Annotated in this window: 15 protein-coding genes and 1 rRNA gene; 9 read left to right on the forward strand and 7 right to left on the reverse strand. The window is 60.6% G+C overall.

Annotated features, from left to right (window positions below; genetic code table 11):
* Positions 1-250 precede the first annotated feature (250 nt).
* The gene (locus EIY72_RS28865; RefSeq protein WP_093218423.1) at positions 251-1,171 is read right to left on the reverse strand and encodes a LysR family transcriptional regulator; all 921 of its coding nucleotides are present in this window, start codon (positions 1,169-1,171) and stop codon (positions 251-253) included.
* Positions 1,172-1,397: 226 nt separating this feature from the next.
* On the opposite strand from EIY72_RS28865, the gene EIY72_RS28870 reads away from it, so the two are divergent.
* Complete coding sequence (locus EIY72_RS28870; RefSeq protein ID WP_093218421.1) at positions 1,398-1,853, forward strand: helix-turn-helix domain-containing protein; 456 nt, start codon at positions 1,398-1,400, stop codon at positions 1,851-1,853.
* Positions 1,854-1,858: 5 nt separating this feature from the next.
* On the opposite strand, the gene EIY72_RS28875 is transcribed toward EIY72_RS28870, so the two are convergent.
* Positions 1,859-2,434 (reverse strand): flavodoxin family protein, encoded by a 576-nt coding sequence (locus tag EIY72_RS28875; protein WP_093218419.1) that lies wholly within the window; start codon positions 2,432-2,434, stop codon positions 1,859-1,861.
* A gap of 344 nt (positions 2,435-2,778) precedes the next feature.
* Here EIY72_RS28875 and EIY72_RS28880 point away from each other — a divergent pair, with 344 nt between their 5' ends.
* The gene (locus EIY72_RS28880) at positions 2,779-5,583 is read left to right on the forward strand and encodes an ATP-binding protein (protein ID WP_093218417.1); all 2,805 of its coding nucleotides are present in this window, start codon (positions 2,779-2,781) and stop codon (positions 5,581-5,583) included.
* Here EIY72_RS28880 and EIY72_RS28885 read toward each other — a convergent pair.
* Both EIY72_RS28885 and EIY72_RS28890 read right to left on the reverse strand, forming a co-directional pair.
* Complete coding sequence (locus EIY72_RS28885; RefSeq protein WP_093218415.1) at positions 5,548-7,032, reverse strand: ATP-binding protein; 1,485 nt, start codon at positions 7,030-7,032, stop codon at positions 5,548-5,550. The genes EIY72_RS28880 and EIY72_RS28885 overlap by 36 nt on opposite strands.
* 162 nt (positions 7,033-7,194) lie before the next feature.
* A complete protein-coding gene (locus tag EIY72_RS28890) occupies positions 7,195-8,145 on the reverse strand; it encodes a GlxA family transcriptional regulator (protein ID WP_093218413.1) in 951 nt (316 codons plus the stop codon).
* 175 nt (positions 8,146-8,320) lie between these two features.
* Here EIY72_RS28890 and EIY72_RS28895 point away from each other — a divergent pair, with 175 nt between their 5' ends.
* Positions 8,321-9,043, forward strand: coding sequence for a pirin family protein (locus EIY72_RS28895; RefSeq protein WP_093218410.1), 723 nt, complete (start codon positions 8,321-8,323; stop codon positions 9,041-9,043).
* A gap of 50 nt (positions 9,044-9,093) precedes the next feature.
* On the opposite strand, the gene EIY72_RS28900 is transcribed toward EIY72_RS28895, so the two are convergent.
* A complete protein-coding gene (locus EIY72_RS28900; protein WP_093218408.1) occupies positions 9,094-9,969 on the reverse strand; it encodes a LysR family transcriptional regulator in 876 nt (291 codons plus the stop codon).
* A gap of 161 nt (positions 9,970-10,130) precedes the next feature.
* Here EIY72_RS28900 and EIY72_RS28905 point away from each other — a divergent pair, with 161 nt between their 5' ends.
* Positions 10,131-11,129, forward strand: a complete 999-nt coding sequence (locus tag EIY72_RS28905; RefSeq protein WP_093218406.1) for an NAD(P)H-quinone oxidoreductase — start codon at positions 10,131-10,133, stop codon at positions 11,127-11,129.
* A 120-nt stretch (positions 11,130-11,249) separates the two neighbouring features.
* On the forward strand, positions 11,250-12,203 hold the full coding sequence (locus tag EIY72_RS28910; RefSeq protein WP_093218403.1) for an alpha/beta hydrolase: 954 nt from the start codon (positions 11,250-11,252) through the stop codon (positions 12,201-12,203).
* Here EIY72_RS28910 and EIY72_RS28915 read toward each other — a convergent pair.
* On the reverse strand, positions 12,182-13,231 hold the full coding sequence (locus tag EIY72_RS28915; RefSeq protein ID WP_093218398.1) for an AraC family transcriptional regulator: 1,050 nt from the start codon (positions 13,229-13,231) through the stop codon (positions 12,182-12,184). The genes EIY72_RS28910 and EIY72_RS28915 overlap by 22 nt on opposite strands.
* A gap of 163 nt (positions 13,232-13,394) precedes the next feature.
* Here EIY72_RS28915 and EIY72_RS28920 point away from each other — a divergent pair, with 163 nt between their 5' ends.
* From EIY72_RS28920 to EIY72_RS28935, 4 genes are all read left to right on the forward strand, one after another.
* Complete coding sequence (locus EIY72_RS28920) at positions 13,395-14,246, forward strand: 3-hydroxybutyryl-CoA dehydrogenase (protein WP_093218395.1); 852 nt, start codon at positions 13,395-13,397, stop codon at positions 14,244-14,246.
* A complete protein-coding gene (locus EIY72_RS28925) occupies positions 14,233-14,892 on the forward strand; it encodes a TetR/AcrR family transcriptional regulator (protein ID WP_093218392.1) in 660 nt (219 codons plus the stop codon). The genes EIY72_RS28920 and EIY72_RS28925 overlap by 14 nt, the downstream gene beginning before the upstream one ends.
* A gap of 88 nt (positions 14,893-14,980) precedes the next feature.
* On the forward strand, positions 14,981-15,394 hold the full coding sequence (locus EIY72_RS28930) for a VOC family protein (protein WP_093218389.1): 414 nt from the start codon (positions 14,981-14,983) through the stop codon (positions 15,392-15,394).
* A 206-nt stretch (positions 15,395-15,600) separates the two neighbouring features.
* The gene (locus tag EIY72_RS28935; RefSeq protein WP_371315392.1) at positions 15,601-15,960 is read left to right on the forward strand and encodes a hypothetical protein; all 360 of its coding nucleotides are present in this window, start codon (positions 15,601-15,603) and stop codon (positions 15,958-15,960) included.
* A gap of 70 nt (positions 15,961-16,030) precedes the next feature.
* On the opposite strand, the gene rrf is transcribed toward EIY72_RS28935, so the two are convergent.
* Positions 16,031-16,109: ribosomal RNA gene (gene rrf, locus EIY72_RS30465) — 5S ribosomal RNA — on the reverse strand; the annotation flags it as partial.

Consider the following 16,109-nt stretch of genomic DNA (forward strand, 5'->3'; position numbering starts at 1 on the left):
AGGGGTTTATCCGGGGGTGGGAGCGTAGCGACCGTGCGGCGAAGCCGCACACATCGAGAGGAGGTGCAGCGAAGCAAACCGTAGGCGATGCCCCCGGATGAATCCCGGAGCGAAGGGACCCCGAGCTCCAGCGAGGGGCCGAACGCTGGGGCAAGACCTTTTGGTTCCTTTTGGGGCGTTTGCCAAAAGGGACTCGCCGTAAGGGCGAAACCGTCAGCCGCCGTTACCGCAGCAACGGATATGTACCCAATCAAGAAGGAATATCCAAAGCCCCAGACATGAACTGACTAATCCGCGACCGCAACCACCGCTCCGCCGGATCATTGTCATGCACTCCACTCCAGGCCATCGACAACTGCGCCGCCTCGATCTCGAACGGCGGATCCTCAGCCCGCAAACCACACCCCTCAACCAAGGCACAGGCCGCATAGTCAGGCACGGTCGCGATCATCTCGGTCCCGGCCAGCAACGCCCGCAAGCCACTGAACTGCGGAACCCCCAACACCACCCGCCGGGTACGCCCGACCTTGGCCAGGTCGAGGTCGATATTGCCGCTCAGATCACCGGAAAACGACACCATCGCATGGGGACGCTCGCAGTACTCATCCAGGGTCAAAGGCCCCGGCCGGGTATCCCCACGCAACACCTTGCAGGGGATATCACGCAGCTTCTTGCGCTTGGCATTGGCCGGCAGATCCGTGGTGTAGCTCACGCCCACGGAAATTTCCCCGGAGGCCAACAGCGCCGGCATCAACAGGTAATTGGCCCGCCGCACGACCACGACAATTCCGGGGGCTTCTTCCTGCAACTGGCGCAACAGCGGTGGAAACAAACCGAACTCGGCGTCATCGGACAAGCCGATACGGAACACGTCACAACTGGTCGCCGGATCGAACTCCTTGGCCCGGCTGACCGCCCCGGAAATGGTGTCCATCGCCGGTTGCAGCTCCTTGAGAATGTCCAGCGCCCGTGCGGTCGGCTCCATTGCACGACCATTGCGCAGCAGCAGCGGATCGTCGAACAGATCGCGCAAACGCCCCAGCGCGGCACTCACTGCCGGCTGGCCCATGAACAGTTTTTCCGCCACACGGGTCAGGTTCTTCTCGAACATCAAGGCCTCGAAAATCACCAGCAGGTTCATGTCGACGCGGCGCAGGTCATTACGGTTCACAGGCCCAACCCCCTTAGTTTTTCAGTCCAGGCACAACGATATGGATTGTGTCTGACTTTATCCATGACTTCCCGGTGCGCACGCGGAATTAACAACGTTTAACTCGTCACCCACTCAGGTCGCCTTCAACAATGCCTCTCCAGTGCAAAACAACTTTGCAGAGCAAAGGCGTTGCTCCCTCGATCCGGGCGCGTTCGTGTTTGTTCTGCCCAACCGGACCATGGCCATGGCTTACCCACAGCACACCACCGCCCGCGCACCTGTCAGCGAACCTCACAAGATCAATATCGGCGGCCTCAGCCCGCAACGGGAACGGCTGGTCAAACAGCTGATCCTCGAGCGTCTGGGCGACAGCCTGGAAGTGACCGAACTGGCCGAGGCCTGTGCCCTCTCGCGCAGTCATTTCTCCCGTGCGTTCAAATGCAGCACCGGCTATTCACCGCAAGACTGGATTCGCCAGCAGCGCATTGCCCGGGCCAAACAGTTGATTCAACACACCGGCCTGAGCCTCACCCAAATCAGCCTCGAATGCGGTTTCTGCGACCAGGCGCATTTCTGCCACCTGTTCACCCGCAGTGAGGGGATCAATCCGTTTGCATGGCGCTGCCGGGTGGTGAAGGGTCTTGAAAGCAAACGCGCGCAACCTTTGCCAGCTGCGGCGCAATTACACGCAACTGTGTAGAGGCTTTAAACGGGTGACGGGTGCAGGCGATCGGCCAGACGCGCCACCCGCTCGCCCAGATGAGCGGCGGTGCAGCGATCCTCGACCGGCGGAGCCTCTTCGGGGGATTGCTCGACATTGGACTGGGCCATGGCGCCCAACGAGCTGCCCAGGCGATTGAGCTGGCCATTGAAGGCGCCCGTACTGGAACGCGCCGGCAACAGGTCGAGGCCGACCCAGATCATCGAATGCTGGGCGGCGAATACCGCCATCTGCAGCAAGGTGTTGAGCTTGTCGCCGCACAGGCATCCGGAGTTGGTGAAGCCTGCCGCCAGTTTGTCGCGCCACGGCTGGGCCAGGTAGAAGGACGCCGTGGCCTCCATGAACCCCTTGAACGCCGCCGAAGCGCTGCCCATGTAAGTCGGCGCACCGAAGATGATGGCGTCGGCATCGTGCAACCGCTGCCAGTGCCCGTCCACCTCCTCCACCGGGATCAGCAGGCAAGTGCTGCCCAGGTGCCGTTCGACGCCACCAGCGACTGCCTCGGCCAGCACCCGGGTATGCCCGTAACCACTGTGATAGACCACCACCACCTTGCTCATTGCGGCGTCCCCGGTACGAGAGAACCGGCACCCTCAAGGGGTGGCGCGAGGTTGACTGACATTTCATCCCTGCCTTCAGTGGACCTTTAAGGGAAAGAGTTTTGGGCGTATCCAGTCCGTACGACGAGTTAAACGTTGTTAATTTTCCAGGGAGCGCCATTCACTGCGAAAAGGCCTTTTGCCCTCGCACTCGCCAATGATCACGGGCCGCCGAGTACGGCCCGATACGCTACAGTCAACATCCACACCGTAGAGTCAATCCGGACGGCAGATTGCATTGGCTTGAAAACCTGAGGAATATGCTTGAAAGCCGCGAACTAGACGGATGCAACAGGAGTGAGACGTTGACCTTTACCCCCGAACAGGCTGTGCATTTCGGCCCCTACCGGGTCTACCCCGGACAACGTCTGGTCATGGAGGCCGATCATCCCTTGCGCCTGAGCCGGCGGGCCATGGACATCCTGTTGATCCTGCTGGAACACGCCGGAGACGTGGTCAGCAAACAGCAATTGATTGCCCGGGTATGGCCCGACACGGTGGTCGAAGACATCAACCTGCGGGTGCACATGGCGGCCTTGCGCAAAGCGTTGGGCGATGGCCAGGCCGGGCAGCGTTACATCATCACGGTGGCCCAGCGCGGCTATAGCTTTGTCGCGCCCTACTCACGGGAGGACGTCGAACAAACCCATTCACCGCAAAGCCTGCAACCGAACCGGCATAACCTGCCGGTGCGCCGCACGCGGCTGATTGGCCGACAGTCGCTGGTCGACAGCCTGGTGGCGCAATTGCCACGCCAGCGCTTCATCACCCTGGTCGGCCCCGGTGGCATCGGCAAGACCAGCGTGGCCCTGCGAGTCGCCGAGCAATTGATCGGCCGCTATCGCGACGGCATTCGCCTGCTCGACCTGGCGCCAATCCGTTGTCCGCTGATGATCAACGGCCATCTGGCGACCCTGCTCGACCTGGCCCTGCACGATGATGAACCGATGAACGGCCTCGCCAGTTTTCTGCGAGACCGGCAGATGCTGCTGGTCATCGATAATTGCGAGCATCTGATCGACGCCATTGCCCAACTCAGTGAAAGCATCCTGCGTGGGGCGCCCCAGGTGCACATTCTGGCCACCAGCCGCGAGAGCCTGCGGGCCGAGGGCGAAGTGGTGCAGCGTCTGGAGTCGCTGGACTGTCCGCCGCCGATTGCCGTACTCGACCGCACCCAGGCCTTGAGGTTTTCCGCGCTGCAATTGTTTGTTGAACGGGCCACGGCCAGCCACGACAGCTTCGAGTTGCACGATGATGAGTTGCCGCTGCTGGTTGAGGTCTGCCATCGCCTGGACGGCATTCCGTTGGCCATCGAGCTGGCCGCAGCGCAGGTCGGTACCTTTGGCCTCAAAGGCCTGTTGGCGCAGCTGCAAAGCAGTTTCCGCGTATTGACCCAGCCCTGCCACTTGCCCCCCGGTCGGCAGCAGACGCTGCGCGCGACCCTGGACTGGAGCTTCAACCTGCTCAACGCCTGCGAACAGACCTGCCTGCGTCGCTTGGGCGTGTTTCGCGGCAGCTTTACCCTGGAGTCCGCGGCGGCGGTGATCGTCGGCGAACATATCGAGCCCGGGGAGGTGTTGGGGTCGATCACCCAGCTGGTTGCCAAGTCCTTGTTGAACGTGGAAGTGGCTGACGAGGACGTGTACTACCGCCTGCTCGATACCACTCGCAGTTACGCTCTTGAAAGGCTCTTGCAGACCGCTGATCTGCCCGCCACTCGCGAGCGCCACGCCAAACGCTGTCTGGCGCTGATGCAACAGGCACAGAGTGACTGGGAGACGATCGCCACTGATCAGTGGATCGAACGCTATGCGCGCACCCTCGAGGACATCCGCGCGGCCCTCGACTGGGGCTTGAACGCACAGGGCCCACAGACGCTGGCGATCAGCCTGGCTGCCTCGTCAACACCGTTGTGGCAGGAACTGTCATTGCTCAAGGAGCACGGCGGTTACGTGCGCAAGGCGCTGGCGTTGCTCGATCAGTCGCAGGCGCCCTGCCCGCAGTTGAAAATCGCCCTCAAGCTGGCCCTGGGCAGTGCCTGCTATCACGCACAGGGCGGCACTGCCGAAACCGTTGGCGCGTTCGTCAGCGCCAGAGAACTGGCCAAGGCATGCAACGATGTGACCGGGCAGTTGCGCGCCATCTCGGGGCACATGGCTGTCAACCTCAGTGGCGGCCACTACCAGATGGCCTTGCAGCAGAGTCGACAGTTCGATCAATTCGGCTTCGACAATGACGCGGTGATGTCCCTCAGCGCGCAACGCCTGCGGGTACTCGCCCTGCACTTTTCCGGTGACCAGGCCCAGGCCCGCCACAGCGCGGAACAAGTGCTGCAGCGCATGGCCCAGAGTGGCTCCCTCAATCGGTTCACCCATGGTTTCGGCGTGCAGTACGACCAGAGCGTTGCCAGCCTGACGATCCTGGCGCGCATCCTCTGGCTGCAAGGTCACCCGGAGCAAGCCTGGCGTACCGCCCGGCAGGCACTGGACATTGCCCTGCACATCAACCACGGCACTTCGATCTGTTACACGCTGGCCTTGTCCGGATGCCTGATTGCCTACTACAACGGCGATGTCCAGAGCGCCCGCGACCTGCTGCGTCTGCTGCTGGAGCAGGCACAGAAACACTCCGTGCCGCTGTTCTACGCGTGGGCACAGCACTATGCCCAGGTGATCGGTGGCTGCGAAACGCCCTCAATCAAGCGACCTGCTGCAGGCCTGATCAAAGAGATCATGGTCACACTTGATGGTGGGCCCGCCGATGATGCTTTGCTTGAGCGCGCGCAAAACGGTGCCGCTGGCTGGAGCACCGCCGAGATTCTGCGCGCCAGGGCCAGGGCACTGTTGCAGGAGGACTGCCCGGTGAAGACGGCCACAGCGGAGACGGTCCTGCTCAGGGCGCTGCAAGTGGCAAAAACCCAGGGCGCGCTGGCCTTCGAGCTGCGCAGCGCGACCTCCCTGGCACAGCTCTGGCAGCGTCAAGGACGCTATCGCCAGGCACTTGAACTGCTGACACCGATCTACCAGCGTTTCAGCGAAGGTTTCGCCACCCCGGATGTGCAGGCGGTCAAGCAACTACTCGGCGAGTTGCAGGGCCATTGCTGCGCCTGACGCTCGGCGTGTCTGACTGAGGTAGCCGGCATAACGCATTTCCAGGGCCGGCAAATCATCGGCGTCGGCGAGTTTTTCCAGCGCATAGGTACGGGTGGTGTTGAGGAAACGGTAACGGGGCAGGCCCGCGCTCTGATCCACCGACAGCAGTGACTTGAACGCCAGGTTTTCCAGAACCGTAAGCAGGCTGTCGGCAGGCACCCGCTCGCCACTGATCACGGCAATGGCGGCCTCTTGGGTAAAGCTCATTTTGAACACCGCCAGGCGTTGCAGCACCGCCTGCTCCAGCGGGCTGAGCCGTTGGTAACTCCAGTCGAGTGCGGCCTTGAGGGTCTGATGCCGCGGTACCGCAGTTCGGCGGCCCTGGATCAGTATCTCGAAACAGTTCTCGAGTCGCGATTGCAGCCCTTTCAGTGCCAGCGCATCGATTTGCGCCGCCGCCAGTTCAATCGCCAGCGGCAGGCCATCCAGGCGTCGACAGATGTCACGCACCGTCTCGAGGTCCTGTTCACGCAGGGCGAACCCTTGCTGACACGCCCCGGCACGGCTGACAAACAATTGCACCGCCGAATAGCCCATGACTTCAGCCACGCTGCGCAGGGCCGACGCCGGCGGCACGGCCAACGCCGGCACATGCAGTACAGTCTCACCCGGCGCCTGGAGCGGCTCGCGGCTAGTGGCGAGAATCGACAGCCGCGGCATCGCAATCAGCAGCCTTTCGATCAGGTTTCGGCAGGGTTCGAGCAGATGCTCACAGTTGTCGATGAGCAGCAACGCATGCTGCTCGGTCAAGGACTCCAGAGGCGTGTCGAGCGGCAGTTCCAAGGTTTGCAGCAAGTGATCGCTCAGCTGTGCAGGATCATCGACCAGCGCTACATCCATTCGCCACACGCCCTGCCGATAGTGCTGCAGCAACTGTTCGGCCACACGCAGCGCCACGGTGGTCTTGCCGACCCCGCAGGGCCCGGTCAGGGTCATGACCTGGCGTAGCGGCATTTGCCGCACCAGGCCGCCGACCAGTGCATCGCGCCCGACGACCTGAGTCAGCCGCGTCGGCAGGTTATGCCGGGGGCTGGGCAGGTCATCGACGGCCACCGCGCCGATCGCCGGCAGCTGTTGCACCTGGGCAACAAAACTGTAGCCACGCTGGGGAATATTGACGATGTAGTTCTGGCCGTTCTGCCCGTCGCCAAGGGCCCGACGCAACGCGGCGATGTGCACGCGCAGGTTGATGTCCTCAACCACCGTCCGTGGCCAGACCCGGGCAATCAATTGCTCCTTGCTGACCACGGCGCCGGCCTGCTCGACCAACACCTGCAATACATCCATCGCGCGACCGCCCAGGCGCAACGGCCGGTCACCGTCGAGGATCAGCCGTTGCTTGAGGTGGAACACGTAGGGACCGAATTGCAGCACCGCTTCGCTGTGTGGATCGTTGAGACTGTTCATGGGTCGTCACCCGCCGGGAACCTGATCTGGCACACGCGTCCATCCAGGCGCCGCGCCTTCCTTGCAATGAGTTCATCTGTATCTTGGCAGGCCGTGGTGACGGAACAACGACTGCGGTGGGAGCGACACGGCCATTACGGTGCGTACAACGGACACAAAGCTTTAACTGAACTGCTCGCGGTATTGAGTCGGGGTCAGGCCCAGTTTTTCACTGAACAGAAAGCGCATATGCCGCACGCTGCCGAAACCGCTTTTGAACGCCACGGTCTTGAGTGGCAACTCGGTGGTTTCGAGCATATTCCGCGCGCAATCGATACGTGCACTTTGCAGAAACGCCATGGGTGTCATGTTCACTTCACGGGCAAATACCCGGGCGAAGTGGCGTGGGCTCATGTTGGCCAGGCCCGCCATGCACTCGATGCTGAAAGGCTCGCCCAAGTGCTCAAGCACATGATTCTGCACCCGGGTAATCGCCGTTTCCTGGGGGCCGATCGCGGCCATCAACGGGCTGAACTGCGCCTGCCCGCCTTGGCGCTTCATCACCACCAGCAACACCTTGGCCACGTCCTGAGCGACTTTCTTGCCGTGGTCCCGGGCCACTACGGCCAGCGCCAGGTCGATGCCGGCCGTCACACCGCCCGAAGTAATAAGATTACGGTCCTGGACAAAAATCTGGTCGGTCTCGACGGTGGCTTTCGGGAAACCTTTGATCAGTCGTTCAGTGTAGTGCCAGTGCGTGGTCACGCGATAACCGTCGAGCAGGCCGGCGTACCCCAAAACAAAGGCCCCCGTGCAGATCGAGCCATATTCGGCAGACCGGCCGGCGTTGTGCCTGAGCCAGTCGAGCAGCGGTGGATGTTTCTCGTTGTAGGCACCGGGGCCACCGGGCACCAGCAGCAAATCGTAACTGTCACTGGCCTGATCGAGGTGCAAGTCGGTATGCACCTGCACGCCGTTGGAGGCACGCAAGGCACCGGGTTCGGTGCCGATGGTCGACAGCACATAATGGGCATCAGGCTTGAGATAGCGATTGGCAATGGAGAACACTTCCATGGGGCCGGCCATGTCGAGCAGGAGAAAATTGGGGAACAGCACCATTGCCACGGTTTTCATGGATTGGAAGTCGTCGTAATCAAGGAATCATGGGCAAAAGGATAGCTGATCCCGTGCTTTTACTGTCAACTTGCATGAGACAGTATTTCAATTTCCATCTACTTATTGCACGAGCCGATAAACATTAACCTTCTCCTCACTCGGACGAATTCACGTCCTGACAGGAGATTTCATCATGCTGACCCTTCGCAAAGCTTCGGATCGTGGTCTGGCCAACCATGGCTGGTTGAAGTCATTCCACACCTTTTCCTTTGCCAACTACCGCAACCCGAAAGAGCAGGGTTTTTCCGACCTGCTGGTGATCAACGATGACCGCGTTGCCGCCGGCAAAGGCTTCGGCCAGCACCCGCACCGTGACATGGAGATTTTCTCTTATGTGCTCGAAGGTGCCCTGGAACACAAGGACACCCTGGGCACCGGCTCGGTGATCCGCCCTGGCGATGTGCAATTGATGAGCGCCGGCAGCGGCGTGGCCCACAGCGAGTTCAACCACTCGGCCACCCGGCCGGTGCACTTCCTGCAAATCTGGATTGTGCCGGAGGTCAGCGGGGCCAAGCCGCGCTATCAACAGGAACATTTCAGCACGCAGAAGAAACGCGGGCGCCTGCAATTGATCATCTCGCCTGATGGCGCTGATGGCTCGTTGACCGTACGCCAGGATGCACGGGTGTATGCCGGCCTGATCGATGGCAAGGAAACTGCCAGCGTCGAACTGGCGGCGGATCGCTACGCTTACGTGCATGTGGCACGGGGCAGTGTCGAACTCAACGGCCAGTTGCTGCAGGAAGGCGACGGTGTGCGGGTGCGCAATGAACGCTTGCTGACCTTGAGCAAGGGTTCGGACGCTGAAGTGCTGGTATTCGACCTGCGGCCGCAGGAACTGCCTGAAATGCCATAAGCAAACCTGTAGGAGCGAGCCTGCTCGCTCCTACCCTTTTATAGGCGGCGCTATTCGCCGGTTTCGGCAAACACCGCTACAATTTCATCGATCACCGCCCTCACCCTGGCGGTGTGCCGCAAGTCCGCATGGGTCACCAGCCAGACGTCATAGGGCAACGGCCGCGTGCGTTCCGGCCACAATCGCAGCAGTCCTTCCTTCTCGCCGACATTCACCGACAGCTCGCCAATGCCGATGCCCGCCGCAATCGAGCGGCGCACCAGCAGACTGGAACTCAGGCTCGCGACAATTCGCCCCTTCCCCACGGGTTCCGATACCAGCGTCATTTCCTTGTTGCCTTGCAAATGCGGCTGATACACCACCAGGTCATGCCCGGCGAACGCAGAACCTGGCGTCGGCACACCATGGGCGTCGACATAGGCGTGCGAGGCGTACAACCCCACCGGCCAACGGGCGATACGCCGCGCAATCAGGTCCGGATTGTCCGGTCGGGTATTGCGCACGGCAATGTCCGCTTCCCGTTTGGCCAGGCTGAGGATTTGTGTGGTCGCGTCCAGTTGCACGCGCACATCCGGATGGTGCCGATGCAGGCGGGCAATGGCCGGGATCAGGTAATCGATGGCCATCGAGTCAGTGGTGCTGACCCGCACCGTCCCGGTCAAGTGATCGTCCAGCCCTTGAATCTGCCGTTCGAGCTCCAGCGCCGAGTGCTCCATTTTTTCCACGGCCTTGAGCGCCGCTTCGCCTACCGCCGTCAGCGCATAACCTTCCGAAGTGCGCAGGAACAGCGTCGCGCTCAAGGATTTCTCCAGGGCGGTGATGCGCCGGCCGACCGTAGCCTGATCGACGCCAAGCACTCGCGCAGCGCCTCTTAGGGTTGATTCACGGCACACGGCGAGAAATACCTTGGCGTCATCCCAGTTCACGGGGCCCCTCCTGTTGATGCAATTTCGCATCAGAATAACGCGAAATCGCCGCATTAATGCAACGCTGAATCTGGATATGCTGAGGGCCTGAGTGACTTCGCCGGACTTTATTCAGCCTCGCGAGATCAAAACCCCATTCCATGCCTGACAGGAACCTTGAAATGACACTGCCACTCACCATGACCCTGATCGAAATCACCGAGCCTGGCGGACCTGAGGTGTTGCAACCTCGACAAGCGCCGGTTCCAGAGGCCGGCCCCGGTGAAATCCTGATTCGCGTACGTGCCGCTGGCATCAATCGCCCGGATGCACTGCAACGGGCCGGCACCTACCCGATGAAACCCGGCATGAGTCCGATCCCGGGGCTGGAGGTGTCCGGTGAAGTCGTGGCAATCGGCGCTGATGTGCAGCAGTTCGCCGTGGGCGACAAGGTCTGTGCGCTGACCAATGGTGGCGGCTACGCACAGTTTTGCGCCGTTCCGGCCAGCCAGGCGCTGCCGATTCCCGACGGTATGGATTGGTTGCAGGCGGCGGCGATCCCGGAAACCTATTTCACGGTCTGGGCCAACCTGTTCGAAATGGGCGGCGCCCGTCGCGGCCAGCGTGCGCTGATTCACGGCGGCACCAGCGGCATCGGCACCACCGCGTTGATGCTGTGCCGCGAGTTCGGCATCGAAACCTACGCCACCGCCGGCAGTGCAGACAAATGCGCGGCCATCCGTGAGCTCGGCGCCGAGGCGATCAACTATCGTGATGAGGACTTTGCCCAAGTCATCGCGGAAAAAACCGCTGGCCAGGGCGTCAATGTGGTGCTCGACATCATGGGTGCCTCGTACCTTAACCAGAACATCGCCGCGCTGGCCCTCGAAGGGCACGTGGTGATGCTCGGCTTTCTTGGCGGCGCCCGCGCCAACGATGTGGATTTGCTGGCGATCATGGCCAAACGGGCCAGGCTGACCGGCTCACTGTTGCGCTCGCGCACCACGGCGGAAAAAGCCGCGATTGCCGAGCAGCTGCGTGAACACGTATGGCCAGTGTTGAATGCCGGACGTTGCCTGCCGATGATCGACAAGGTGTATTCGCTCAACGACGCGGCACAAGCCCATGCCCGGATGGAAGCGGGCGATCACATCGGCAAGATTGTCCTGCGAGTTGACTGAGACTTCGCTGTCAGAGGGCAGCAATTTGTAACCGTTGCGCCCTCTCGATGGTCGGAAAAGAAACCTGCACCGCGGGCACATCTGGTAAAACTCGTCCCTCATGTTCTGCCGGACCTTTCAATGCCTGCTCTCCTCTCCCGCTTGCGGCGCCGCTGGCTGTCGCTGTTGTGTCTGGCTTTGCTGATTGTCGGCTTGCCGGTGAGTTGCAGTGTGTTGCAACACAAGGAACGGGAATTACTGTTTCGTATCGAGCCGGGTACGGCGGGCTGGTATCGCGGCCTGCCAAATGACGTCCAGGAGTTCGACATCAAGCCGGCCAGTTTCAAGGCCGGACAGAACCTGCACGCCTGGTGGTGGCCCGCCGCTCGCCGCGATGCGCCGTCGATCCTGTATTTGCATGGTGTGCGCTGGAATCTGACCGGCCAGGCATTTCGCATCGAGCAATTGCGGGCCATGGGTTATTCGGTACTGGCCATCGACTACCGTGGTTTTGGCCAGAGCAAAGGCGACCTGCCCTCTGAAGCCAGCGTTTATGAAGATGCCCGTATCGCCTGGGAGCGCTTCACCCAGATGCAACCGGATGCAAGCAAGCGCTTGATCTACGGGCACTCCCTGGGCAGCGCGGTGGCGATTGATCTGGTCGTGGATCTGGCTGCCGAGGCGAAAAATCATCAGGCCCCCATGCCGGTGCATGGCCTGGTGATCGAATCGGCGTTCACCTCCCTGGGGGATGCCGTCACGGAAGTGGCCAACAATAATCTGCCGGTCAACTGGCTGCCCGTGCGCTGGTTGTTGTCGCAAAAGTTCGACTCCATCGACAAGATCGCCGACATCGACGTGCCCTTGCTGGTGGTCCATGGTCTGGCGGACCCGTTCATGCCTTCGCGATTCAGCCAGCAGCTCTTCAACGCGGCGAATCAGCCCAAGCGCTTGCTGCTGATACCCGGTGGCACACACAACAACAGCATGAGCCTGGGCGGTAATCAGTACCGTCAGGCCATCGACAACTTGATCAAGGCAAAACCCCATCAGGTCGCGGGACCTGCTGTGGCTCAAGGCTCCGGAGATTCCTGAGGGGTGACGACTTCCTCCTCGACTCCCTGATACCGCGCGCGATAACGCCCCGGGCTTTCGCCGGTCCACTTCTTGAACGCCCGATGAAAGGCGCTGGGCTCCTGAAAGCCCAGTCGCTCGGCAATGTCGCTGATGCTCGCACTGCCCTGGCGTAATTGCTCGAACGCCACGCCTCGGCGCACTTCGTCCTTGATCTCCTGATAGGAACAACCTTCGCGTTCCAGCTTGCGGCGGAAGGTGCTGGGGCTCAGGTGCTGCTCAAGGGCAAAGGCTTGTAATGTCGGCCACTCGCTGTAATGGCTACCACGCAGACGCTGGTGGACCTGTGACGCCAGACCGTGCTGATTGCGGAAGCGAATCACCAGCCATTGCGGCGCGGTGCGCAGGAACACTTTCAGCGATGCCAAGTCCTGAACCACCGGCAGGCGCAGGTAGTGGCTGGCGAATTCGATTTCCGTGCGCTCGGCACCGAACGTCAGGTTCGGCCCCCAGAGCAATCGATCGTCACTCAGTGACAGGCGTTCATGGCGAAAGTCTGCACGATCGATAGGAATGCGCCGTCCACCCAGCCAGCACATCAGGCTGATCATCAGTACCAGGAAGGTTTCTTCGCCAAAACGGCTGGCGTCGTCATCGGCACAGTGGGTTTCCAGGCTGATGACCGCGCGCTTGCCGCGAACGGCCAGGGTGCCGCGGAAATCGCGCAGGAACAGGCCGAAGTTGGCCAGGCATTGGCGCATGGCCTTGTGCAAATCGGGCTCCTGGATCAGCGCCCGACAGATCAGGGCAAAACTGCCTGGCGGCATGCCATGGGAGTCGAGTTTGAAAAATTCGTCGTTGAGCTCGCGAATCTGAATCAGCCACAACGCCGCAAAGGCGCTGGCCGGCACCCGCGCCGAAGGCTGCCGAATAACCGCCGGATCGATGCCAGCCTGCTCCAGCACCGCCTTCACCCGTTGTGGCTGGCCACTCATTCCGTGGATCATTGCCTGCACAAAATAGGCGGCGACTGAGTCCTTTTCCCGCATGTGAACGCTTCTCCCCCCATCACCCGAATGGCAAAAAACACCAGCGCCGTTGAACAGTTTCGGCATAGGACAACCGCCCTGCCGGCCCTAGACTCGCGCAATAGTACGCCTTCGGCCGCCGTTGCGGCCAAGGTATCGCCGGGTTTGAGCGAAGGACGGGAACATGAATCTGCAAAACATCGGCGTCATCGGCGCAGGCACCATGGGCAATGGCATCGCACAGGTCTGTGCCCTGGCCGGCTTCAGCGTGACCTTGATCGATATTTCCGAAGGCGCCCTGCAAAAAGCCCTGGCCACGGTCGGAAAAAATCTCGATCGCCAAGTAGCCAAGGAAACGCTGACAGCCGAACAGAAACAATCCGCGCTCGACAAGATCCGCATCAGCACCGATTACAGCAGCCTGGGCCAGGTGCAGTTGGTGATCGAAGCCGCCACCGAAAACCTCGATCTGAAACTGCGGGTGCTGCAACAGATTGCCGCGCAGGTCAGCAACGATTGCGTGATTGCTTCCAACACCTCGTCACTGTCCATTACCCAACTGGCTGCCAGCGTCAGCCAGCCAGAGCGATTCATTGGCCTGCACTTCTTCAACCCGGTGCCGGTGATGGGCCTGATCGAAGTGATCCGCGGCTTGCAAACCAGTGACGCCACGCACCAACTGGCACTGGACATGGCCAAGGCCCTGGGCAAAACCGCCATCACTGCCGGCAACCGCCCGGGCTTTGTGGTCAACCGCATTCTGGTGCCGATGATCAACGAAGCGATCCTGGTGTTTCAGGAAGGCCTGGCCAGTGCCGAGGACATCGATGCTGGCATGCGCCTGGGCTGCAACCAGCCAATCGGCCCGTTGGCACTGGCTGACCTGATCGGCCTGGACACCTTGCTGTCGATCCTCGAAGCCTTCTACGACGGCTTCAACGACAGCAAATACCGCCCTGCTCCGTTGCTCAAGGAAATGGTTGCAGCCGGTTACCTGGGACGCAAGACGGGGCGCGGCTTCCATGCCTATGCCTGAGCGTTGTTCGCGTTTCGCCGAATACCGGGACAAAGTGCTGGAGTTGTTTGCCAACAAGGGTTTCGGCCAGGTCGGCATGCGCGAACTCGCCACGTGCCTGGGGCTTTCCCCTGGCTCGCTGTACCACCATTACCCGAGCAAACAGCACCTGCTGCTCGATCTGATCGAGGAGTTTTACGAGGAGCTGCTGGCCACCCTCGGACGCATTCAGCAAAAGGCTCCGGGCAGACGCGACAAGCTTAATAGTCTGATCCGTGCGCACTTGAATCTGCACCGCGAAATGCCATGGCATTTTCGTCTTGTAGAGCGTGACAGTGGCTGCCTGAACGAAGAGCAGCAAGAACGTGTGCAGCAACTGCGCGAGCAATACGAACGCCTGCTGCTGAAAATGCTGGGCGGCAAGTCCCGCTTCAGTGAGGAAGGCCTGGTCGCAGCCGGACATGCCATCGCTTCCCTGCTCAACAGCGCTCCAAGTTGGGTGATGCCTGATACGCTGGGTACGCAGGAACGTGATGATCTACTGGAGAGCCTGGTCAGCGGTGCGATTGAACGTGTTCTCGCACCACGGCGCTCCGTCGAGGCAATAAGCCTCGCTCGTCCTATGGTAAAAACATCTAAAGAAACACACCCTTCAGCCCAGATATAGCGCTTAGCTTGCGGAGTCGATTCAATCGAAATTCAGCGTCGATACCGACGTCGAATTCGATGTGTCACTTCAGCCCCTGGAGCCGAACATGAAAATCAATCCCTACCTGATCTTCAATGGCGACTGCAAAGCCGCCTTCACCTTCTATGCGCAAAGCCTTCCCGGAACACTCGAGGTCATGATGACGTTCGGTGAGTCGCCGGCGGCGGAGCATATGCCCAAGGATCTGCACAACCTGATCATTCACACCCGACTGAACATCGGTGATCAGGCGATCATGGGATCAGACACCACGCCGGACCGCCCTACCGATGGCATGAGTGGCTGTTCAATCTCCCTGAATGTCGACAGCATTGCCGAAGCCGAGCGTGTTTTTAATGCACTCGCAGAAGGCGGGAGCGTGCAAATGCCATTGGACGCCACGTTCTGGGCGGCACGTTTCGGCATGCTGGTTGATCGGTTTGGCGTGGCCTGGATGGTCAACTGCGAAAAGGATCAGTGACGCTACTTCGCTGATCGTCCTGCTCTTGGGAACAAAAAAGCCCAACTTTGCAAAGTTGGGCTGCATGGAAACTCCCGGTCTGTCTGCTAACGTCAATTAGCCACCTGGCACGCAGCGGACCTCGGGAGGAACTTGCTGTGCAAACCAATAACCTGTCTTGGTCCACTCGCGCCAAATTATCGCTATTGGCAGGCGGGTTGGCCGCAATGCTTTTGGGTCTCAGTGGTTGCGCCTCGGTTGATGCGCGAACGACCGCCTATGTTGGCGTTGAGCACCCTGCGCCGACTTCACCTGATGAGGTGATGGTGCTGCGCTCCGAGCCTTTGCGTCCGCATGTTCGCTTGGGTGAAGTTTTGATCGACGCCAGCGTCGACCCCGCACCACCGATTGCCGAGGTCGAACAAAAACTGCGGGAAGAGTCCGCGAAACTCGGTGGAGATGCCGTGGTGGTTGTCTATGACCACATCCAGGCGGTGGGTGCCTACGCCAACGGGCCGCTGTGGGCTCGAGATGTAAAAGCCATTGAGGGTCGTAAACTCAAGGGCATTGTCATCAAGTACCGCTAAGGCTCAGAAGCTTTTCCGCGGACAAAAACAAAACCCCAACTGCTTTCGCAATTGGGGTTTCGGAATTTAATCTTGACGATGACCTACTCTCACATGGGGAAACCCCACACTACCATCGGCGATGCATCGTTTCACTTCTGAGTTCGGGA

The sequence above is a fragment of the Pseudomonas vancouverensis genome, from assembly GCF_004348895.1.
Taxonomy (GTDB): domain Bacteria; phylum Pseudomonadota; class Gammaproteobacteria; order Pseudomonadales; family Pseudomonadaceae; genus Aquipseudomonas; species Aquipseudomonas vancouverensis.

What these genes read in the sequence shown, in the direction of transcription:
- EIY72_RS28870 (WP_093218421.1), top strand. Translation starts at nt 1,398, where the DNA reads ATGGCTTACCCACAGCACACCACCGCCCGCGCACCTGTCAGCGAACCT.
- EIY72_RS28875 (WP_093218419.1), bottom strand. Translation starts at nt 2,434, where the DNA reads ATGAGCAAGGTGGTGGTGGTCTATCACAGTGGTTACGGGCATACCCGG.
- EIY72_RS28885 (WP_093218415.1), bottom strand. Translation starts at nt 7,032, where the DNA reads ATGAACAGTCTCAACGATCCACACAGCGAAGCGGTGCTGCAATTCGGT.
- EIY72_RS28890 (WP_093218413.1), bottom strand. Translation starts at nt 8,145, where the DNA reads ATGAAAACCGTGGCAATGGTGCTGTTCCCCAATTTTCTCCTGCTCGAC.
- EIY72_RS28895 (WP_093218410.1), top strand. Translation starts at nt 8,321, where the DNA reads ATGCTGACCCTTCGCAAAGCTTCGGATCGTGGTCTGGCCAACCATGGC.
- EIY72_RS28905 (WP_093218406.1), top strand. Translation starts at nt 10,131, where the DNA reads ATGACACTGCCACTCACCATGACCCTGATCGAAATCACCGAGCCTGGC.
- EIY72_RS28910 (WP_093218403.1), top strand. Translation starts at nt 11,250, where the DNA reads ATGCCTGCTCTCCTCTCCCGCTTGCGGCGCCGCTGGCTGTCGCTGTTG.
- EIY72_RS28915 (WP_093218398.1), bottom strand. Translation starts at nt 13,231, where the DNA reads ATGCGGGAAAAGGACTCAGTCGCCGCCTATTTTGTGCAGGCAATGATC.
- EIY72_RS28920 (WP_093218395.1), top strand. Translation starts at nt 13,395, where the DNA reads ATGAATCTGCAAAACATCGGCGTCATCGGCGCAGGCACCATGGGCAAT.
- EIY72_RS28925 (WP_093218392.1), top strand. Translation starts at nt 14,233, where the DNA reads ATGCCTATGCCTGAGCGTTGTTCGCGTTTCGCCGAATACCGGGACAAA.
- EIY72_RS28930 (WP_093218389.1), top strand. Translation starts at nt 14,981, where the DNA reads ATGAAAATCAATCCCTACCTGATCTTCAATGGCGACTGCAAAGCCGCC.
- EIY72_RS28935 (WP_371315392.1), top strand. Translation starts at nt 15,601, where the DNA reads ATGCTTTTGGGTCTCAGTGGTTGCGCCTCGGTTGATGCGCGAACGACC.